An 18,374-nucleotide genomic window follows, 5' to 3' on the forward strand; every position below is an offset into this window, starting at 1 on the left:
CGATCGTCGAGCGAAGCAGCCGACCGCTTCGAAATTTGGCTGGCTCTTTCCACTTCGCTCGTCCTCCAGCACCGATCTGGTTCCGGCAAAGTTTTCGATTAATGCAAGCGCGCCGGCAGCCCAACTTTGCCTTTCGTGGTCGCAGGCGCGTAAGCTGGTTTCGCTTACTTCTGAAACGAGTAGTCTGGCCATCTACCTTTGATGTGCCATCGCCACCCGTTCTTCTTTCGCCTGCTCGACGGTTCGATTCCGCGCGCTGGAAGCAGCCATATTCAAAGTTTGTCTGCCCCCATCAATCGAGATGCTGTGTAAGATTTCCCCATTCGAACCAGAGAGATCTTAGCTCAATCGGGCGGCGCTCGGGTTTCCTGGATGCCTTAGGGAACAGCATGGATCTGCAAAAAATCAAGACGCTACTTGACTTCGTCGGGCGTTCAGGTGTCTCGGAGCTGACGGTTAGCGAAGCCGGCACGACTATCATTGTCCGCAATCCACCGACCTCGTCTCAACCCAGTCCAGCGACGCAGTGGGAAAGTGCGCGGATCGCGCCGGCGGCACCGGAAGAACAGCCAGACCGGAGCTATGTTCACGCACCACTGTCCGGCGTCGTGCACCAGTCCAACAGCCCCGGCGCCGCGCCGCTCGTCGCAGCCGGGGATGCCATCGAGGCGGGGCAGGCGCTCTGCATCGTCGAAGCCATGAAGGTCTTCACCACAGTTCCGGCGCCCTTCAGCGGGGTCGTCAAGCGCATTTTCTTCGAAGACGGGCAGGAAGTGAACTTCGGCGATCCGCTCGTGGAGATCGGCTGATGCGCGCGCCCCTTCACGCCGCCCGGCAAGGCGGCCACTCCTTCACGTCCGTATTGATCGCCAATCGCGGCGAAATCGCCGCTCGCATCCGGCGCGCCTGCCTCGAACTGGGGCTGCGCCCGATCCTCGTCGCGTCCGAGGCCGACCGGACCACGGGTGCCCCGGGCGAAAAGGGCGGCCCGCTCTCGATCGGACCATCGGCGCCGGCGCGAAGCTATCTCAACCAGGCCGCCATCCTGCTTGCGGCGCGCGTCACGGGCGCCGAGGCAGTCCATCCGGGTTATGGGTTCTTGTCGGAAAATGCCGACTTTGCCGAGGCGGTCGAGAAGGCGGGACTGGTCTTCATAGGCCCGCCCGCTTCGGCGATCCGCATCATGGGCGACAAGATCGCTGCCAAGCGAGCGATGATGGCAGCCGGCGTGCCTTGCGTGCCTGGGCCGGGTGAGCCGCTGCCGGGGGATGCCGAGGCCGTGCGCGCCATCGCAGAAGAGATCGGCTATCCGGTCATCGTCAAGGCGGCCGGCGGCGGGGGCGGGCGCGGCATGCGCGTCGTGCGCGAGAGCGCCGAGGTCGCCGATGCGATCACCATCACCCGCGAAGAGGCGCGCCGCGCTTTCGGCAAGCCGGAGCTCTATATGGAGAAATTCCTGGAGCATCCGCGCCATGTCGAGTTCCAGATGCTCTGTGACAATCACGGCAATGCCGTCTGGGTCGGTCATCGTGACTGCTCCATCCAACGGCGGCACCAGAAGGTTGTGGAGGAGGCGCCCGCGCCCGCCATTGCGCCGGAACTGGCGCAGAGGATCGGTGAGCGCTGTGCTGAGGCCTGCCGGCACATCGGCTATCGCGGCGTCGGCACGTTCGAATTCCTTTACGAGCACGGTGAATTCTACTTCATAGAGATGAACACCCGCTTGCAAGTCGAGCACCCCGTCACGGAGATGACGGCTGGTGTCGACCTCGTGCACGAGCAGTTGCTAACAGCGCAGGGGGAGATGCTCAGTCCGTCCCGCTTCCGCGGCGAGGCGCACGGCCATGCCTTCGAATGCCGTATCAATGCGGAGGATCCCGCCACGTTCGTCGCCGCACCCGGACGCATTACAGCGGTGCGCTTCCCGAGCGGGCCGGGAATTCGCGTCGATACGCATGTGTCAGCCGGATACCGCGTCTCTCCCTACTACGATTCCCTGATCGCCAAGCTGATCGTCCATGCACCAACCCGTGCGGCGGCGATCCGGCGCATGCAGGTCGCCTTGTCGGAAACTCGCATTGAGGGCATCTCCACCAACCTCCCGCTGCACGAGAGGATCTTCGCCGATCCCGATTTCGTCCGGGGCTGTGTCGATATCCATCATCTCGAAAAACGGCTGAGGGAGGAACCCCGTGTCCAGGCGTGACCGCTCGGCAGGCAGAAACACGATCGGCGATCTCTCCGATCCCGCTCTCATCTCCACGCTCACCGGGTGGCTGGAAGCCTCCGGCGCGCGCGAGCTGGAAATTCTCACGGAGGATGGCGGGGCGCTGAAGATTGTTCTTAGTCCCGGTGCGCGCTCAGCGCACGCGCTTGAAACCGCCCCGGAGGTGCGCGCAACCCTGCCCGAAGGCTGCGCTATCAAGGCGCCGATGGCCGGTTTCTTCCGCAGCACGCATCCTGGCGGCGCCGACGCTTCGCCGCTTGCCAGCGAGGGTCGGGCGGTCGAAGCAGGCGCCATTGTCGGCTTCGTCGAGGTTGGGCCCCTGCTCTTGCCCGTCACCGCGCCCGAAGGGTTCGTCGTCGCCGAAATCCATGCCCGCACCGGAGACCTCGTCGGCTACGGCGATGCTATTCTGACGACGGAGTCCACCCGATGAACCTCCCGCAATCAACTACGTTCGCGTCACCCGCCTCAATCGTGCCGGACACAGACGCACTGGCGAAAATTTCCTTCATCGGCACGCGTGCCTTCCTCATGGAAGCGCCCGGCGCCTTCGACCTGCCGAACCAGCGGCGCATCTGGGCGCTCTCCCGCGCCCTCGAAGTTCGAGAGGAGGTCGCCGAAATCGTGCCGGGCATGACGAACCTGCTGGTGATCCTCAAGGAGACGCCGGAGACACCGGACATTATTGTTCACCAGCTTCAGGAGGAATGGAAGCGGGCACGCGGCGTCGACCTAGCCGGCCGGGACATCGAGATCGTCGTGACCTATGGCGGCGAACATGCGACGGACCTGCCGGCGCTGTGCGACCTTTCCGGCCTCAGCGACCGGGAGGTCGTGCGCATCCATCACGAAGGCACCTACCGCGTCTTCGCCCTCGGCAGTGCACCGGGCTTCGGCTATCTCTACGGGCTCGATCCGCGCATCCATATGCCGCGCAAGACCGTACCCTCGCTCAGCATGGCGCGAGGCTGCGTGACGATCGGCGGCATGCAGACGGGCGTTGCGGTGCTGACGGGACCGAATGGCTGGAATTCGATCGGCTTTGCCGAACTGCAGATGTTCGACCCTCTCGCGGCCACTCCGGCCATGATGGCCCCCGGCGACACTGTGCGTTTCCGTCCCGAAAGGATCGAATTGTGATCGATATCGTCGCAACAGGGCCGCTGAATACCATCCAGGACCTTGGCCGTCCGGGCTATCGCAATGTCGGGGTCACGGCGTGCGGCGCGATGGATCCGCTTGCGCTTTTGATCGGCAATATCCTCGTCGGCAATGCGCCAGAGGCTGCGGGCATCGAAGTACAGACCTTTCCTTTCAGCGTGCGCTTTGCCGCGCGAAGTGCTTTCGCCGTCACCGGCGCGGATTGCCGGGCGACGCTCGACGGGATCAACCTGCCGCCCTGGTGGGCTGCGCAAGCCGAGGCCGGTCAGGTATTGGGACTGTCGCCACCGCTCAAGGAGGCAAGAGCCTATCTCAGCCTTGCCGGTGGTATGGATGTTGCGCCTGTGATGGGCTCGCGGAGCACGTCGCTGCGCGGCGGTTTCGGCGGTCTTGACGGCAGGGTTCTTGCGACAGGCGACAAGGTTGCGACGGGCGCGGCGGCAGGAGCCTTTCTTCCAAAGGGCGGATTCGGCGTCGTTCCTCCGGCGGTGGTGTTGAAGGACGCCTTTCCCGTCGGTGAGGGCGGCTCGTTCATGATCCGCGCCCTGCCAGCGGGTGACCATGATCTTTTCGGCGCCGATGCAGAGCGCTTCTGGAGCCAGCCGTGGAAGATCTCGGCGCGCAGCGACCGGACCGGTTATCGGCTAAGCGGCGATCCGATCCATCCGGTGGAGACGGTGGAGATGCGCTCGCACGGCGTGGTTCCCGGCGTCGTCCAGGTGCCACCGGCAGGTGAGCCGATCGTCCAGATGAGCGACGCCAATACGGCGGGCGGCTATCCGAAGATCGCGGGTGTCATCGAGGCCGATCTCTGGCGACTGGGGCAAGCGCGCATCGGCTCGATGCTGCGTTTCGTACCGGCCACGCATGCGGAAGCGAAGGCCATCGAGGGGGCGCTTGCCGCCTATATCGAGGACGTCAGGCAGACGGCCCGGCTGGTCAGCCAGGCGCTTAGCGCGATGGCATAGGGAGAATTTCATGAAGGTGGATCTCAATTCCGACATGGGCGAGGGTTTCGGTCCCTACCGGCTCTGCGACGACGAGGCGATGATGGATATCGTCACTTCCGCGAACATCGCCTGCGGCTTCCACGCCGGCGATCCCGAAACGATGGCGCGTATGGTGCGCCTTGCACGGGAGAGGGGAGTGGATGTAGGCGCGCATCCGGGCTTGCCCGACCGGCAGGGTTTCGGCCGCCGCGAACTCCCCTTCGGCCCTGACGAGCTGCGCCAGCAGTTGCTCTACCAGCTCGGCGCGCTGATCGCGATCGCCAAGGCCGAGGGTGTGACGGTTTCCCATCTCAGCTTCCACGCTGCGATGGGCAACATGGTCAACCGTGACCCGGTGCTCGCTGCCGCAATGATGGCGGCGATCCGTACGGTCGACCCCGATCTTATCGTCTTTGGCACGGCCGACAGCATCATCGAGCGCGCCGCGATTGAGGCCGGGCTGAAAACGCTGACCCTCTTCCTTGCCGACCGCGCCTATGACGCGGAAGGAAAGCTCGTGCCGCGCGGCCAACTGGGCGCACTTGTCAAGGACGAGGCCGCAGTGCGCACCCGCGTGCGGCAATTCCTCCTCGACGGCACTGTCACCGCCATCGACGGAGCCGTCATTCCCATGCGCGCGCGTTCCATCCTCGTGCACAGCGATACGCCGGGCTCGCTCGACCTCGCTCGCACCGTCCGCCGCGAGATCGAGGCGGCCGGCGGCGCGGTGACGCCTGTTTCCAAGCTCCTGCGATGAATCCCGTCGCTAATCCCTCATCCGTTTCATCGAAAGCAACGATCATGCCCGCCATTGCCGACCGTCTGAACAACGTTTCCGTTTCCGCCTCCGCCGCCATGACCCAGCGCGCCCGCGACCTTGCGGCAAAGGGTATCAAGGTCATCAGCCTTTCCTCCGGCGAACCCGATTTCGCAACGCCAGCCAATGCCATCGAAGCGGCCCATGCGGCGGCCCTTGCCGGTGATACGAAATATCCGCCGCTCGACGGCACGCCGGCGCTTCGCCAAGCCATCGCCCGCAAGTTCAAGCGGGACAACAATCTTGATTACGATCCCTTTGAGATCGTCGTTGCCGGCGGCGGCAAGCAGATCATCTTCAATGCCGTGATGGCCACCTGCAACTCGGGCGACGAGGTCGTTATCCCATCGCCCTCCTGGATCAGCTATGCGGATATCGTGAAGTTAGCCGGCGGCGTGCCGGTGCCGGTCGATTGCCCACAACAGAACGGGTTCAAGCTGCGTGCCGACGATCTCGATGCGGCGATTACCCCGCGCACAAAATGGCTGTTCCTCAACTTCCCGAACAACCCGACGGGCGCTGCCTGCTCGCGGGCGGAGATGAAGGCCATCGCAGAGGTGATGCTCAAGCACCCGCATGTCTGGATCATGACCGACGACATGTACGAGCACCTCATCTATGACGGTTTCGAATTCTGCACCATTGCAGAGGTCGAACCACGTCTCAAGGATCGCGTACTGACGGTCAACGGCGCCTCAAAGGCCTATGCTATGACCGGCTGGCGGCTCGGCTTCTGTGGCGGGCCAAAGGATCTCATAAAGGCGATCAGCAATGTCAACGGCCAGAACAGCGGCGGTACGTCGACCATCACCCAGGCCGCTGTCGCAGCTGTGCTTGACGGTCCACAGGACCTGCTCAGGGAACGGGCGGCGATCTACCGGGAGAGGCGCGACTTCGTCGTCGCCCGGCTTGGCGAGATCGAGGGCATCCGCTGCCACAAGCCGGAAGGGGCGTTCTACGTCTTCCCGAACATCGCCGAACTCATCGGCCGGACGAGCAGCGGCGGGCGAAAGATCGAGACAGACACCGATTTCGTGCTGGCGCTGCTCGACGAGCATCACGTGACGACCGTGCAGGGCGCAGCCTATGGCATGAGCCCTTTCTTCCGTATTTCCTATGCCACGAGCATGCAACAGCTGGACGAGGCCTGCGGACGCATCGCCGAATTCTGCTCTGGCCTGCGCTAACCTTGCCCCTTGAGGCGTGCGGTAAGGTCCATGAGGATCGACCGCACGGCAAGCGCAGGCTCCGACAGCTCGCTCTGGTCGGAAACGCACAGCGACAGTGCTTCCTCAATCTTCGGCGCGATCATGCGCGAGACAAGCGGTTCGGAAGATTCCGCGATGATCCGCTCGACGATGGCGCGTGGCATGATGGTCGCGCCGACGCCGCCTGAAACCGCCCGCGCCAATGTGCGGACAACTTCCACTTCCGCCACGACGTTGAGGGAGACGCGGGCGCGAGTGAAGGCGAGATCGATGGCGCGGCGCACAAAATTGTAAGGCGGCGGCAGGAGAAGCGGCAGGTCGTTGAGCGCGCTCACCGGCAGCGCCGCCTCGCCTGGCTCGATGCGGAAATCGCGGTGGGCGACGAGACGGAACTCCTCGACGAAAACGGGCTCGAAGCGCACACCCTTGATCGGCCCCGTGCCGTGGATCAACGCCATTTCCAGCCGACCGTTCATGATCATCTGGCTGTAGGTCTGCCCGACGCTTTCGGTGAGGTGCAGCAGGATGCCGGGATGGCGTTTGCGCGTTTCAGTAAGGAGATCGACGGAGAGCGTCGCCGCGCTCGAAAAGGGCACGAGGCCCACCGAGACGCGCCCGACGAGCGTCGAGCCGGCAGCCTTCACGTCGGCTTGCGCCTGCTCCATCTGACGCAGGACGATCTGAGCATGGCGGTAGACGGCCTTGCCGGGCTCCGTCATGGAGACGCCCTGCTGACTGCGGATCAGGAGCTTCTGTCCAAAGTGCTCCTCCAGCGCGGCAAGCTGCTGGCTGAGTGCGGGCTGGGCGATGTGCAAAACGTCGGCGGCACGCGTAATGCTGCCGGTGTCGACGATGACGATGAAGGACTTGAGACGCCTGGTATCCATATGCGAGCCTGTCTTGTTTGGCCTCGCATGTTACAGGCCGAAGAGGCGGCGGCAAGCCCATAAGCCTTGCTTATCCATCCAGATTCAAACGGTCTTATCCAGAGCCGGAAAGCTTCGCTACTCTCTTTTCCAACAACAGGGGAACTCCAATGTCATTTTCCGATTACAAAACGGCACTCGTGACCGGAGCATCCTCGGGGATCGGTGCCGCGGTCGTTGAACGGCTCCGGCGCGAGAACCTCGAAGTGCATGCAGTGGCCCGCAGCGCAAAGGCGCTCCAGGACCTGGCCGAGCGCACTGGCTGCATTCCCCACGCCATCGACGTCACCGATCGCGCCGCGCTCGCCAAACTCGCCGGCGAAGTGGACTTCGACATCCTGGTAAACAATGCCGGCGTCGATCGGCCGAAGAAGTTCCTCGAAGCGGAGGATGGCGACATCGACCTCCTGGTCGACGTCAATCTGCGTGCGGTCCTCCATCTGTGCCGGCTGATCGTCCCGGGCATGGCTGCGCGCGACCGCGGCCATGTCATCAACATTTCGTCGATTGCCGGCATCTACAATTTCGGCGGCAACTCCACCTATCACGCGACCAAGGCCGGCGTCAGCATGCTGTCGAACCAGTTGCGGATCGATACGTTCGGCAAGCGGGTTCGAGTAACGGAGATCTGCCCCGGCCGTGTTGCAACCGACATCTTCAGCCACGTGCACGGCAATGATCCGTCGGTACGGGAACGCTTCATCGACGGTTTCGAGCTACCGCAGGCCTCTGACATTGCTGACGCGATTGCCTTCGCGATTGCAGCGCCCATCGCCGTCAACATCGGTCACATGGAAATCACGCCGACGCTCCAGGTGATGGGCGGCCTGCAGACGGCGCGCCCACAGGCCAAGGAGCCGCAGCCGTGAAGGGCTTCGATCTCGCCGACATCCTCGCCAATCCGGAATATGTTGCCATGCTCGTGCATGGCATTGAGATGACCTTCGTCATCGCCATCTCATCCTGGCTGCTGGCGATGAGCCTTGCGCTGCTGCTGCTCGCCATCCGTTTTGCGCCAGGCCGCATCGGCAATTCCGTCGTGGCCGCCTACGTTTCCTATCACCGCAACGTGCCGACGCTTGTGCAATTGATGCTCTGGTATTTCGGCATCTACACGATCTTGCCTTCAGGACTGTCCGACTGGCTTTCGGCCCATTCGGCGGAGATGATCTTCGCGATCATCGGACTCGGCCTCTGCCAGGCCGCCTATTTCAGCGAGGATCTGCGTTCGGGCCTGCGCTCGGTCAATCCGGGCCAGATGGAAGCGGCGCGCGCCCTCGGCCACGGTTACGTCTCGGCCATGCGCTTCGTGCTGATCCCGCAGGGCGTGCGCAACGCGCTGCCAGCCCTCGTCAACCACAGCGTTTCGCTCTTCAAGAACAGCAGCCTTGCCATCGTGATCGGGGCCCCGGAACTCAGTCATGCCATCAAGGAGATCGAAAATCTCAGCTTCCGTACCTTCGAGATCTACCTGATCGGCACGCTCCTCTACCTCTTCTTCTCCCTGATGATCATGACCGCCGGCGCCTACGTCACTTGGCGGGCCGATCCTGCGAATGGAGCCAGACGATGATCCACGACCTGATCGCCATCATCGACGAATACTGGCTGCTGCTCCTCATTGGGCAATATCCGAACGGACCACTCGGCGGCCTTGCCAATACACTGATCCTCTCGGCCTTGAGCATCGCAATCGCCTTTCCGTTCGCCATCCTGCTCGCCTTCGCGCGCCTTTCGACGTATCGGACGCTGCGTTGGCCGGTGACGATACTGGTCTATGTGACACGCGGCGTGCCTCTATTGATGCTGGTGCTGTGGAGCTATTTTCTCGTGCCGCTGCTGACGGGCGCCGACGTGCCGAGCTTCTTCACCATGTTGGCCACCCTCGTTGTCTACCAGGGCGCGTTCCTCAGCGAAATCATCCGCGCCGGCATCCTGGCTCTCGGGCAGGGGCAGATGGATGCGGCCCGCGCCCTCGGCCACAGCTACTTCGGCGCGATGCGCTACGTCATCCTGCCGCAGGCGCTCTACAACATGATCCCGAGCATGCTGTCGACCTTCGTGGCGACGATCAAGGACACGACACTCGGCTACGTCATCAATGTGCCGGACCTCACCTTCGCTGCCAGCCAGGTCAACAACCAGCTCCTCACGCAGCCCTTCCAGGTCTTCCTCATCCTCGCGTTGACCTACTACCTGATCTGTTGGTCGCTCACCTCGCTCACCAATGTCATCGAGCGGCGGATCACGCGCCGGCGCGCGGGACTTGCCCCCAAGCGCCGTGGCCAACTTGCGATTTCCCTGACACCCAATGCGACGGAGCAGCCATGACCGCTTCACTATCCACATCCGGGAAGGATCAGACGATCCGGCTTACCGATGTCCGCAAGAGCTACGGCGACTATGACGTGCTGAAAGGGATCGACGCTGCGGTTTCGCGCGGCGAAGTGGTCGTCATCTGCGGCCCGTCGGGTTCGGGCAAGTCAACGCTGATCCGCACAGTGAACCGGCTGGAAGAGATCAACAGCGGCTCGATCTTCTTCGAGGGGCAGGACATCCACGCGCCGATGAGCGGCCGGGAGCTGAACCGCCTGCGCAGCCGCATCGGTTTTGTCTTCCAGAGCTTCAACCTCTTCCCGCATCTTTCTGCGGTCGACAACATCGCCATGTCGCCGATCCGCGTGAAGGGCATAGCGCCCGCGCAGGCGCATGAAAAGGCGCTAAAGCTCCTCGAGCGCGTCGGCCTTCGCGAAAAGGCGGACTCCTATCCGGCACAACTCTCCGGCGGCCAGCAGCAGCGTGTAGCGATTGCCCGCGCGCTCGCGATGGAACCACCCGTCATGCTCTTCGACGAGCCGACCAGCGCGCTCGACCCGGAAATGGTTGGCGAGGTTCTGAACGTGATGAAGTCGCTGGCGGCCGAAGGCATGACCATGATGTGCGTCACGCACGAAATGGGTTTTGCCCGCGATGTTGCTGACCGCATCTGGTTCATCGACGGCGGCCAGATCATCGAGACGGCCACCCCAGACGAATTTTTCAAAAGCCCGAAGCATCCCCGCGCGCAGCGGTTCCTCGCAGACCTGCGTCACTAATACCAACCACAAAGGAGAACAGTTATGAAGTGCAGGCATCTCATCGTCTCGGCAACAGTCGCGGCGGCAGCGCTCGCCGGCCCAGTCAAGGCCGACCAGCTCAACGACATCATGACGAACAAGACGCTGCGTTGCGCGACCTTCGCGGACGTGCCGCCATTCGCTTCACCAGATGCGAAAACGCGCGAAATGGCAGGCTTCGACGTCGATCTGTGCGGCGCGATTGCCCGCGAACTTGGTGTGAAGGCCGAGATCAAGCCAGTTTCGGTCGAAGCCCGCGTTCCGGAAGTCAAGTTGGGTCGCGTCGATATCACCGTGGCCAATCTCGCCTATACCAAGAGCCGCGCCGAGCAGATCCAGTTCAGCGATCCCTATTACCTCGCCAAGGAAATGCTGATCGTTCCGGAAGATGACCCCGGCAAATCGAAGTCCGACTATGTCGGGCAGCGCATCGCATCCACCAAGGGCTCGACCTCGGAAATGTCCATCAAGCTCAACAAGTCCGAACCGCTGACGTTCCAGGATACCGCCTCGGCCTATCTCGCCGCCCAGCAGGGCAAGGCGCGCGGCATGGTCGCCAACACCATGACGACAACCAAGCTGGTCAATGAGTCGAAGACCAAGGGCAAGGCGATGCGCATGATCCCCGAACCCATGCTGTTCCAGCCGATCGGCATCGGCATGGCAAAGGACCAGCCGGCGCTGACGGCCAAGATCAACGAGGTGCTCCACAAGCTTGATGACAGCGGCGAGATCAACAAGATCTGGGACAAATGGCTTGGCCCAGACACCGAATACAAGATGACCCGCACGGACAAAGTCGCGCCGCTCTCCGAGCTGAAGTTCGACCCGATTCCCTGATGGGGAAGGGCCCACGTAGCTGCTCGTTTTCCGAAATGGATTGAACAACTTCAACGGCGGGCTTTGTGCCCGCCGCTACTACCAACCGTGGGAAAAATCATGACGCATATCAAGAAAATGCCCGTCCGCCCGTCCACCGCCGAAATCGAAGCGCTCGCCAAATTCTCGCCGGCAACCATTCACGAGGCGCAGGGGCGCCGCGGGGCGCTCTCCTCCCGCATCAAGCCGGTCGACTATCGTATGAAGCTATGCGGCCCAGCGTTCACCGTGCGCTGCGCGCCGCGCGACAACATTATGCTTCAACTCGCGATCAATTATGCACAGCCCGGGGATATCATCGTCGTCTCGGCGGGTGAGTATGAGGAGGCGGGCTCCTTCGGCGACGTGCTCGCCAATGCCTGCCTTGCAAAGGGCATCGGCGGGCTGGTGACCGACAGTGGCGTGCGCGACACGCTCCAACTGCGCGAGCTCGGCTTTCCGGTCTTTTCGCTCAGCGTCTGCATCAAGGGGACTGTCAAGGAGACCCTGGCGTCCACCAACGATCCTATTGTCGTCGGCGGAGAGCTCATCCATCCCGGCGACATCATCGTCGGCGATGCCGACGGACTGGTCGTCGTCCGGCAGGAGGAGGCGCTCGAAGTGGCCGGGCTTTCCCAGGCGCGCGAAGAAGCCGAGGCAGAATACATCGCCGCCTACAAGGCAGGCAAATCGGTCATCGAAGTCAGCAAGCTGGAGCCGGTGCTGAAGGCAAAGGGCCTTATCGTCGAGGCGTAGCCGGCGAACCTCGGGGACTGTCAAAGGACATATCATGAGCAAAATCGAGCTGTTGCAGGTCGGCCCTTATCCCGCATGGGACGAGGAACGGTTGAATGCGACCTTCACCATGCACCGCTATTTCGAAGCTCCGGACAAGGCGGCGTTCCTTGCCGCGCACGGCGCCGGCATCCGTGGCATTGCCACGCGCGGCGAGCTTGGAGCCAACCGCGCCATGATCGAGGCGCTGCCGAAGCTGGAGATCATCTCGGTCTACGGCGTCGGCTTCGACGCGGTGGACCTTGCAGCGGCGCGCGAACGCAACATCCGCGTCACAAACACGCCAGATGTGCTCACCAAGGACGTCGCCGATCTCGGCGTCGCCATGTTGCTTGCACAGGCACGCGGCATGGTCGGCGGCGAAAGTTGGGTCAAGAGCGGCGACTGGGCGAGGAAAGGCCTTTATCCACTGAAGACCCGCGTGCACGGCAAACGCGTTGGTATCCTCGGCCTTGGCCGCATCGGCTTCGAGGTGGCAAAACGTCTCGCTGGTTTCGAGATGGACATCGCCTACAGCGATACCAGCCCGAAGGACTACGCAAAGGACTGGACCTTCATCGCCGATCCGGCGGAACTTGCCGCCCGCTCCGATTTCCTCTTCGTCACGCTCGCCGCCTGCGCCGAGACGCGCCACATCGTCGGCCGCAAGGTGATCGAGGCGCTTGGAGACCAGGGGATGTTGATCAATATCTCGCGCGCCTCTAACATCGACGAAGAGGCGCTGCTCGATGCACTCGAAAAGAAGACGCTGGGTTCGGCCGCGCTCGACGTCTTCGACGGCGAGCCGAACCTGAACCCGCGCTTCCTCGCGCTCGACAGCGTGCTGTTACAGCCACATATGGCCTCCGGCACGGTTGAGACCCGCAGGGCGATGGGGGCACTGGTCTTCGACAACCTGTCGGCCCATTTCCAGGGTCGGCCGCTACCAACCCCGGTTCTGTGAGGGCCACGATGAAAACGATCGTCATCCATGCGGCCAAAGACCTCCGCATCGAGGACCGGGAGCCAGAAAATCCCGGTCTCGGCGAGGTGGAGGTCCGCCTTGCCGCCGGCGGAATCTGCGGCTCGGACCTGCACTACTACAACCATGGCGGCTTCGGCACGGTGCGCCTGAAGGAGCCGATGATCCTTGGCCATGAGGTTGCCGGCCATGTCGCTGCCGTGGGTGAAGGCGTTTCGGATCTTGCCATCGGCGACCTCGTTGCCGTCTCGCCGTCGCGTCCCTGCGGCACCTGCGAGTATTGTCTGAAGGGTCTTGCGAACCATTGCTTCAATATGCGCTTCTATGGCTCGGCCATGCCATTCCCGCATATCCAGGGTGCCTTCCGTGAACGGCTCGTTGCCAAGGCCAGTCAGTGTGTGAAGGCGCACGGCCTTAGCGCCGGGGAGGCGGCGATGGCCGAGCCGCTCTCCGTGACGCTGCACGCCACACGCCGCGCAGGCGAGATGCTTGGCAAGCGCGTGCTCGTCACCGGCTGCGGACCGATCGGTACGTTGTCGATCCTCGCTGCCCGCCGGGCGGGCGCCGGCGAGATCGTCGCGGCCGACTTGTCGGGACGAGCGCTCGATTTTGCCCGCAAGGTCGGCGCGGACCGCACGGTCAACCTGTCGGAAGACCGGGAGGGCCTTGCCGCCTACAGTCAAAACAAAGGCTATTTCGATGTCCTTTACGAATGCTCCGGCGCCGCGCCGGCCCTGGTCGCCGGCATCCAGGCTCTGCGCCCACGCGGCGTGATCGTCCAACTCGGCCTCGGCGGTGAAATGAGCCTTCCGATGATGGCAATCACGGCGAAGGAACTGGACCTGCGCGGCTCCTTCCGCTTCCATGAGGAATTTTCGGTCGCCGTCAGGCTGATGCAGGCCGGTCTGATTGACGTCAAACCGCTGATCACCCATACCCTGTCGCTTTCCGATGCCCTGAAGGCCTTCGAGATTGCCTCGGACAAGGGGCAGTCGATGAAGACGCAAATCGCATTCGCTTAAGGAAGGGCACATGAGCATTCAACTCTTCGACTTGACGGGCAGGCGGGCTCTCGTCACCGGCTCCTCGCAGGGCATCGGCTATGCGCTGGCAAAAGGTCTTGGGGAGGCTGGCGCCGAGATCATCCTCAACGGCCGCGACGAGGCGAAGCTGAAGGCGGCGGCCGAAAGCCTCGGCGTGAAGCACACGCTCGCCTTCGACGCCACGGATCATGAGGCCGTGCGCAGGGCCGTCGATGGTTTCGAGACGGAGGTCGGGGCCATCGACATCCTCGTCAACAATGCCGGCATGCAGCACCGCACGCCGCTGGAAGATTTTCCAGCCGACGCCTTCGAGCGGTTGCTGAAGACCAACATCTCCACGGTTTTCAATGTCGGCCAAGCCGTCGCGCGCCACATGATCAAACGCGGCGCCGGCAAGATCATCAATATCGCCAGCGTCCAGACCGCGCTTGCCCGCCCCGGCATCGCGCCCTATACGGCAACGAAGGGTGCCGTCGGAAATTTGACCAAGGGCATGGCGACCGACTGGGCAAAATACGGTCTGCAATGCAATGCGATCGCCCCCGGCTATTTCGACACGCCGCTGAACGCCGCTCTCGTCGCCGATCCGACCTTCTCGGCCTGGCTGGAAAAGCGCACGCCGGCCGGCCGCTGGGGCAAGGTAGAGGAACTGGTCGGCGCCTGCATCTTCCTCTCCTGCGACGCCTCCTCCTTCGTGAACGGACATGTGCTTTATGTCGACGGCGGCATCACAGCCTCGCTCTGAGGCGTTCCGGCGCATTGTGGTCATCGGCGCCGCGGGCTCGGGAAAATCCGCCGTGGGCGTCGCGCTTGCCGCTCGTCTGAGCGCCACCTACCTTGATGGCGACGATCTGCATCCGTCCGAAAACTTCGCCAAAATGAGCCGGGGCGAGCCGCTGGCGGACGAGGACCGTGAGCCCTGGCTCACCCTCGTCGGCCAAAGGTTCGCCGCACCGGATGATATCCTCATCGTCGGCTGTTCGGCGTTAAAGCGTCGCTACCGTGACCATATACGCGCTCAAGCGCATGGACTGTCATCTTCGTCCACCTCGCCGGCAGACAAGAGCTGATCGCCGCCCGCATGGGCGCTCGCTCCGGCCACTTCATGCCGATGAGCCGCATCGACAGTCAGTTCGCAGCTCTCGAACCGCCCGAAGCGGACGAAACGCGATCACCGTCGACACCGACAATGCGATCGAAACGGTTGTTGCCGCTATCGCGGCCAAGCTGGAAGATCTTCCGTCATAACGATTAAGCTGCGTGCGGTGCGGGCGCGATGGGAAAGGCGCTTGTTGCCGTAGCGCAACGTAGTCGTAGTACATTGGATCAGAACGCACTGACTGTCAGCAACACACAAAACCCCAAAAGGGCCGCAGACCCGCACCTTCTGACGACGAGCGGCATTTCATCGGCGTCTCCGAGGATCGCGCGACCAATCGACAGCCATATGCACGAGGATCCAGTTGCTGCGACCAGGAACGCCGTGAGTACGTCGAGCGCGATGATGCCCTGGGGTGGAAGCATCGTAAGCGCGATGATGATCGCTTTCGGATTCAGGAGTGTCGTCGTAACAAGTTGCCTGACGCCCAGCCCGGATGGATCGGCCTTACCTGGTATGCCCCACAGCTTCAACGCGAGATAAAACACCCACGTGGCTGACGCTAGCTTGACGCCTTGAGATACGGCAGGGTGATGTTGAAGGAAAGGGCCGGCGAACGAGGAAATGGGCAGGATAACGGCGAGATAGGACAGAAGAACCGCGGCCACAAGCACGCCCATGCGCGACAATGTCAGCCCGAGCGACGTCATTGCCAGGATCGCGTTCGTCGGGCCAGGCAAAACAAGAAGCGCGAAAACACTGACCGCAAACGCGAAAATATCCATTCGGAAATCCCTGAACAGTTTCGATGCTCACTTGCACGCTTTCCGCCAGCTGTATTTGACCTAAATCATTTGTCGAGGAATTTTCCTCTTTTGTTCGCTTTATCCGATCGAACCGGAGGTGCTGCAATGCCTCGCTTGATCTGGTTTATCCTGACCCGTTTCACTACAGGATTTGCACTCGGATGTGCGACGGGGCTTTTGATCTGGAACGTTTACATCTGCGGCGCCGAGCACGGAATGGCGTTGTCGGGTTCTCTGATAGCTCAAGGCATCTTCACATATCTGTTCGCCAGCACGATGGGCATAGGCTACCTGGCGACGGCGCTCTGGACAGAAGAACTCTAAGGGGCGAGACACCCAATTTCGGTTGTCCATACTGGCTGGACGAAGTTTGGAGCCGCGGCAGCCTTGCGGTGGCGGGAAGCCTGGGGCGGGAACATATTCGTTCGATACCGAACCGGGAATGCCTTCAGGGCCGCCATCGAGAAATGGTTGGTGAGTAATTCTCGGCTAACGAACGCGCGGCTTCGTGCGGCTACTGGCCAGTCCCGTAGTTCAAAGCGCTGACAGCGTGCCGACGGCGCCAACGCCGTACGTCTTCCGCAGTCAGTTCCAGGGGTCGAGCGAAGTTTCCGTCGGGGCACTTGTCGAGCGCAATGTCGCGGAAGATCTGGATGCACTCCAAGAAGCGTTCGGCCGTGGCTCGGGGAGGCGATGCGACGCTCAAAATCCCTCTCCTCGTCACCGTCACTGGCCAAGGTCTTCGGTCCTCTGCACTGAGAACAAACGACCCTTTTCGACTGAGGGGATCGAACGCGACGACGCCCACGCACCCTGCGACGAACTCACTCATCGGCGAAGCCCCCGCCTTGCCGTGATGACTGATGCTCCACGGCAGATCTTTTGAAGGCGTAGTTGGGCCAAGGGTTCGCTTGAGAGACAAAAGCCTCCAATGTCGCCTGCGGTTCTCCGGCCATGGACGCGCCGGAACCAATGAATTCCAGGATGTCGATGCGCCGATTCTGGCTCCTCTCGTCCATCATAGCGACCCCGCTGATACTCTAGGAACCCTGGTCGCAACATCGCGCAATTCCGATCGGTTATAGGAAAACGCCCTCAATAGCTGCGAGCCGAGACGCGCCTGCTCGGCCATGTCGTCGAAAATCATTGCCGCCTCTTCGATCTCGCCCTGATCTGTAGCCGGACCGAACTGGTCCAGTTCCATCAGCAGCTCCATCAGCGTGGTGACCTTCATGCGCTGACGCACCGCCGACAAGAAGAGCTCGCCGACGACGGCCGCCCGCTCCTTGGGCCGCAAGTTGAGCAAGACCTCACCGACGACCGACGAGCAGCCGCAGTCGAGGTCTGGCCTTTTCGCGAAGGCCTTGATCTGGCGCAAGGCGGAACGCGTGCGCGCATCGGCGGCGGCGGTGCCAACCTTTTGATGTCCTGTAGTCATCGAGCCAATCCTTCTGCGTTTCTAAGCCGCGCTATCCATTCTGCTCCGGCGCGACCGTGGTGGAATCCGTTGGAGAGCGGGAGGTCGGGATGAATCTTGCGCAGCCGCGAGGCCGCTTGGTCGGATCCAAGGCTGCTATCCAGTAGGTCGCGGTAAACCCTCGCAACCGCGGTCATGTCACAGTTCTGGGGAGACAGTCTCAGCGACCGGATGCCCAAGGACAGCGTTTCGTCGGGCGCGTCGAGGAGCGCCTGGCAGGAGTACGAGACGGTCTGCACTCCGTTGAGAGCAAGGAAGGGTTGGCCGGAAATGGTATTCACCGGTAGCCCGTCAGCGTCCTCTTGGCAGACGAACTGACAGTTGTCCTTGGTGCGCCCCTTCGATCTGGCATGAGCGCAGCGTGCCGAGATCGCGAGTGGGATCCGGCCGAATGCGAAAAGCTCGAAGCCGACATCGGGGCAGGATCGCGCGATCTCGGCGATCGACGCCGCTGGCAATTCCGGTGGCAGGCAGATTTCCTTGGCTCCGTTTCGCGCCAGGACCTTCGCGGCCGCACCATTATAGACGTTGACGAAAGGTCCGATGGCATGGGACCGGCCCTTCAGCACCTGCAGCGCAGACAGGTCATTTGCTTCGACCAGCCGAGTATCGTCGCCCGCAAGCGATCGCTGGTAGTTCGCTTCCCGATCGAGTGTCACCAAAGCGAGTGTCGAGAGCCTTACCTCTTTTCCGGCAGCTTCGAGCCGCTCGACTACGGCTCCGAACTCGGGCTCCATGAAATGAAGCCGCTTCGAGCACACTGTCTCGCCGAGCACGACGACATCGACCGGCGCCTCGTCAGCGATCTGAAAATAAAAGTCACGCCAGCGGGCGGTCGGCCAGAGGTAGAGCAGGGGACCGAGCGTCAGTTTAACGGAGGACGTCATCCGA

Annotated in this window: 21 protein-coding genes and 1 pseudogene; 18 read left to right on the forward strand and 4 right to left on the reverse strand. The window is 62.5% G+C overall.

Annotated features, from left to right (window positions below; genetic code table 11):
- The first annotated feature begins 389 nt into the window (after nucleotides 1-389).
- The 7 genes from PMI09_RS14330 to PMI09_RS14360 are packed head-to-tail and all read left to right on the forward strand — an operon-like array spanning nucleotide 390 to nucleotide 6,381.
- Nucleotides 390-809, forward strand: coding sequence for an acetyl-CoA carboxylase biotin carboxyl carrier protein (locus PMI09_RS14330; protein WP_007795077.1), 420 nt, complete (start codon nucleotides 390-392; stop codon nucleotides 807-809).
- Nucleotides 809-2,206 (forward strand): acetyl-CoA carboxylase biotin carboxylase subunit, encoded by a 1,398-nt coding sequence (locus PMI09_RS14335; RefSeq protein WP_007795079.1) that lies wholly within the window; start codon nucleotides 809-811, stop codon nucleotides 2,204-2,206. Before PMI09_RS14330 ends, PMI09_RS14335 begins: the two co-directional genes overlap by 1 nt.
- Nucleotides 2,193-2,660, forward strand: a complete 468-nt coding sequence (locus PMI09_RS14340; protein ID WP_007795082.1) for an acetyl-CoA carboxylase biotin carboxyl carrier protein — start codon at nucleotides 2,193-2,195, stop codon at nucleotides 2,658-2,660. Before PMI09_RS14335 ends, PMI09_RS14340 begins: the two co-directional genes overlap by 14 nt.
- Nucleotides 2,657-3,367: a 5-oxoprolinase subunit PxpB gene (gene pxpB, locus PMI09_RS14345; protein ID WP_007795084.1), complete on the forward strand. Its 711-nt coding sequence runs from the start codon at nucleotides 2,657-2,659 to the stop codon at nucleotides 3,365-3,367. The genes PMI09_RS14340 and pxpB overlap by 4 nt, the downstream gene beginning before the upstream one ends.
- Nucleotides 3,364-4,356 (forward strand): biotin-dependent carboxyltransferase family protein, encoded by a 993-nt coding sequence (locus PMI09_RS14350; protein WP_007795087.1) that lies wholly within the window; start codon nucleotides 3,364-3,366, stop codon nucleotides 4,354-4,356. Before pxpB ends, PMI09_RS14350 begins: the two co-directional genes overlap by 4 nt.
- A 10-nt stretch (nucleotides 4,357-4,366) precedes the next feature.
- Nucleotides 4,367-5,134, forward strand: a complete 768-nt coding sequence (locus PMI09_RS14355) for a LamB/YcsF family protein (protein WP_007795090.1) — start codon at nucleotides 4,367-4,369, stop codon at nucleotides 5,132-5,134.
- 44 nt (nucleotides 5,135-5,178) lie between these two features.
- Complete coding sequence (locus tag PMI09_RS14360; protein WP_037083116.1) at nucleotides 5,179-6,381, forward strand: pyridoxal phosphate-dependent aminotransferase; 1,203 nt, start codon at nucleotides 5,179-5,181, stop codon at nucleotides 6,379-6,381.
- On the opposite strand, the gene nac is transcribed toward PMI09_RS14360, so the two are convergent.
- Nucleotides 6,378-7,289, reverse strand: a complete 912-nt coding sequence (gene nac / locus PMI09_RS14365; RefSeq protein ID WP_007795095.1) for a nitrogen assimilation transcriptional regulator NAC — start codon at nucleotides 7,287-7,289, stop codon at nucleotides 6,378-6,380. The two genes, PMI09_RS14360 and nac, sit on opposite strands and share 4 nt — an antisense overlap.
- 149 nt (nucleotides 7,290-7,438) lie before the next feature.
- Between nac and PMI09_RS14370 the strand changes: the two genes are divergently transcribed.
- The 10 genes and pseudogenes from PMI09_RS14370 to PMI09_RS14415 all read left to right on the forward strand — a co-directional run bounded on the left by PMI09_RS14370 (nucleotide 7,439) and on the right by PMI09_RS14415 (nucleotide 15,349).
- Complete coding sequence (locus PMI09_RS14370; RefSeq protein WP_007795100.1) at nucleotides 7,439-8,197, forward strand: SDR family oxidoreductase; 759 nt, start codon at nucleotides 7,439-7,441, stop codon at nucleotides 8,195-8,197.
- Nucleotides 8,194-8,901: an amino acid ABC transporter permease gene (locus tag PMI09_RS14375; protein WP_007795102.1), complete on the forward strand. Its 708-nt coding sequence runs from the start codon at nucleotides 8,194-8,196 to the stop codon at nucleotides 8,899-8,901. Before PMI09_RS14370 ends, PMI09_RS14375 begins: the two co-directional genes overlap by 4 nt.
- Nucleotides 8,898-9,659, forward strand: coding sequence for an amino acid ABC transporter permease (locus tag PMI09_RS14380; RefSeq protein ID WP_007795104.1), 762 nt, complete (start codon nucleotides 8,898-8,900; stop codon nucleotides 9,657-9,659). The genes PMI09_RS14375 and PMI09_RS14380 overlap by 4 nt, the downstream gene beginning before the upstream one ends.
- A complete protein-coding gene (locus PMI09_RS14385) occupies nucleotides 9,656-10,423 on the forward strand; it encodes an amino acid ABC transporter ATP-binding protein (protein ID WP_007795107.1) in 768 nt (255 codons plus the stop codon). Before PMI09_RS14380 ends, PMI09_RS14385 begins: the two co-directional genes overlap by 4 nt.
- Nucleotides 10,424-10,447: 24 nt before the next feature.
- Nucleotides 10,448-11,284: an ABC transporter substrate-binding protein gene (locus PMI09_RS14390; RefSeq protein ID WP_007795109.1), complete on the forward strand. Its 837-nt coding sequence runs from the start codon at nucleotides 10,448-10,450 to the stop codon at nucleotides 11,282-11,284.
- A 99-nt stretch (nucleotides 11,285-11,383) separates the two neighbouring features.
- Entirely contained in the window at nucleotides 11,384-12,058 is a 675-nt protein-coding gene (locus tag PMI09_RS14395; protein WP_007795112.1) for a 4-carboxy-4-hydroxy-2-oxoadipate aldolase/oxaloacetate decarboxylase, read from the forward strand.
- Nucleotides 12,059-12,092: 34 nt separating this feature from the next.
- Nucleotides 12,093-13,040 (forward strand): 2-hydroxyacid dehydrogenase, encoded by a 948-nt coding sequence (locus tag PMI09_RS14400; protein ID WP_007795115.1) that lies wholly within the window; start codon nucleotides 12,093-12,095, stop codon nucleotides 13,038-13,040.
- An 8-nt stretch (nucleotides 13,041-13,048) separates the two neighbouring features.
- Nucleotides 13,049-14,080 carry an L-idonate 5-dehydrogenase gene (locus tag PMI09_RS14405; RefSeq protein WP_007795118.1) on the forward strand — a complete coding sequence of 344 codons (1,032 nt, stop codon included), beginning with the start codon at nucleotides 13,049-13,051 and terminating at the stop codon, nucleotides 14,078-14,080.
- 10 nt (nucleotides 14,081-14,090) lie between these two features.
- The gene (locus tag PMI09_RS14410; RefSeq protein WP_007795120.1) at nucleotides 14,091-14,846 is read left to right on the forward strand and encodes an SDR family oxidoreductase; all 756 of its coding nucleotides are present in this window, start codon (nucleotides 14,091-14,093) and stop codon (nucleotides 14,844-14,846) included.
- Nucleotides 14,815-15,349, forward strand: a pseudogene (locus tag PMI09_RS14415) (gluconokinase). The gene PMI09_RS14410 and the pseudogene PMI09_RS14415 overlap by 32 nt, the downstream one beginning before the upstream one ends.
- A 78-nt stretch (nucleotides 15,350-15,427) precedes the next feature.
- Here PMI09_RS14415 and PMI09_RS14420 read toward each other — a convergent pair.
- A complete protein-coding gene (locus PMI09_RS14420) occupies nucleotides 15,428-15,985 on the reverse strand; it encodes a hypothetical protein (protein ID WP_007795125.1) in 558 nt (185 codons plus the stop codon).
- 126 nt (nucleotides 15,986-16,111) lie between these two features.
- Between PMI09_RS14420 and PMI09_RS14425 the strand changes: the two genes are divergently transcribed.
- Nucleotides 16,112-16,330, forward strand: coding sequence for a hypothetical protein (locus PMI09_RS14425; RefSeq protein WP_007795128.1), 219 nt, complete (start codon nucleotides 16,112-16,114; stop codon nucleotides 16,328-16,330).
- Nucleotides 16,331-17,024: 694 nt separating this feature from the next.
- On the opposite strand, the gene PMI09_RS14440 is transcribed toward PMI09_RS14425, so the two are convergent.
- Nucleotides 17,025-17,444 carry a hypothetical protein gene (locus tag PMI09_RS14440; protein ID WP_007795134.1) on the reverse strand — a complete coding sequence of 140 codons (420 nt, stop codon included), beginning with the start codon at nucleotides 17,442-17,444 and terminating at the stop codon, nucleotides 17,025-17,027.
- Nucleotides 17,441-18,370: a ubiquinone anaerobic biosynthesis protein UbiV gene (gene ubiV / locus PMI09_RS14445; protein WP_007795137.1), complete on the reverse strand. Its 930-nt coding sequence runs from the start codon at nucleotides 18,368-18,370 to the stop codon at nucleotides 17,441-17,443. The genes PMI09_RS14440 and ubiV overlap by 4 nt, the downstream gene beginning before the upstream one ends.
- Between the last annotated feature and the right edge of the window lie 4 nt (nucleotides 18,371-18,374).

It is taken from the genome of Rhizobium sp. CF122 (assembly GCF_000282035.1).
GTDB lineage: Bacteria > Pseudomonadota > Alphaproteobacteria > Rhizobiales > Rhizobiaceae > Rhizobium.

Bases quoted from the DNA above. Each gene is read 5' to 3' on its own strand.
- PMI09_RS14335 (WP_007795079.1), top strand. From the start codon at position 809: ATGCGCGCGCCCCTTCACGCCGCCCGGCAAGGCGGCCACTCCTTCACG.
- nac (WP_007795095.1), bottom strand. From the start codon at position 7,289: ATGGATACCAGGCGTCTCAAGTCCTTCATCGTCATCGTCGACACCGGC.
- PMI09_RS14410 (WP_007795120.1), top strand. From the start codon at position 14,091: ATGAGCATTCAACTCTTCGACTTGACGGGCAGGCGGGCTCTCGTCACC.
- PMI09_RS14440 (WP_007795134.1), bottom strand. From the start codon at position 17,444: ATGACTACAGGACATCAAAAGGTTGGCACCGCCGCCGCCGATGCGCGC.
- PMI09_RS14420 (WP_007795125.1), bottom strand. From the start codon at position 15,985: ATGGATATTTTCGCGTTTGCGGTCAGTGTTTTCGCGCTTCTTGTTTTG.
- PMI09_RS14400 (WP_007795115.1), top strand. From the start codon at position 12,093: ATGAGCAAAATCGAGCTGTTGCAGGTCGGCCCTTATCCCGCATGGGAC.
- PMI09_RS14390 (WP_007795109.1), top strand. From the start codon at position 10,448: ATGAAGTGCAGGCATCTCATCGTCTCGGCAACAGTCGCGGCGGCAGCG.
- PMI09_RS14425 (WP_007795128.1), top strand. From the start codon at position 16,112: ATGCCTCGCTTGATCTGGTTTATCCTGACCCGTTTCACTACAGGATTT.
- PMI09_RS14370 (WP_007795100.1), top strand. From the start codon at position 7,439: ATGTCATTTTCCGATTACAAAACGGCACTCGTGACCGGAGCATCCTCG.
- PMI09_RS14405 (WP_007795118.1), top strand. From the start codon at position 13,049: ATGAAAACGATCGTCATCCATGCGGCCAAAGACCTCCGCATCGAGGAC.
- ubiV (WP_007795137.1), bottom strand. From the start codon at position 18,370: ATGACGTCCTCCGTTAAACTGACGCTCGGTCCCCTGCTCTACCTCTGG.
- pxpB (WP_007795084.1), top strand. From the start codon at position 2,657: ATGAACCTCCCGCAATCAACTACGTTCGCGTCACCCGCCTCAATCGTG.
- PMI09_RS14395 (WP_007795112.1), top strand. From the start codon at position 11,384: ATGACGCATATCAAGAAAATGCCCGTCCGCCCGTCCACCGCCGAAATC.
- PMI09_RS14330 (WP_007795077.1), top strand. From the start codon at position 390: ATGGATCTGCAAAAAATCAAGACGCTACTTGACTTCGTCGGGCGTTCA.
- PMI09_RS14380 (WP_007795104.1), top strand. From the start codon at position 8,898: ATGATCCACGACCTGATCGCCATCATCGACGAATACTGGCTGCTGCTC.
- PMI09_RS14360 (WP_037083116.1), top strand. From the start codon at position 5,179: ATGCCCGCCATTGCCGACCGTCTGAACAACGTTTCCGTTTCCGCCTCC.
- PMI09_RS14355 (WP_007795090.1), top strand. From the start codon at position 4,367: ATGAAGGTGGATCTCAATTCCGACATGGGCGAGGGTTTCGGTCCCTAC.
- PMI09_RS14385 (WP_007795107.1), top strand. From the start codon at position 9,656: ATGACCGCTTCACTATCCACATCCGGGAAGGATCAGACGATCCGGCTT.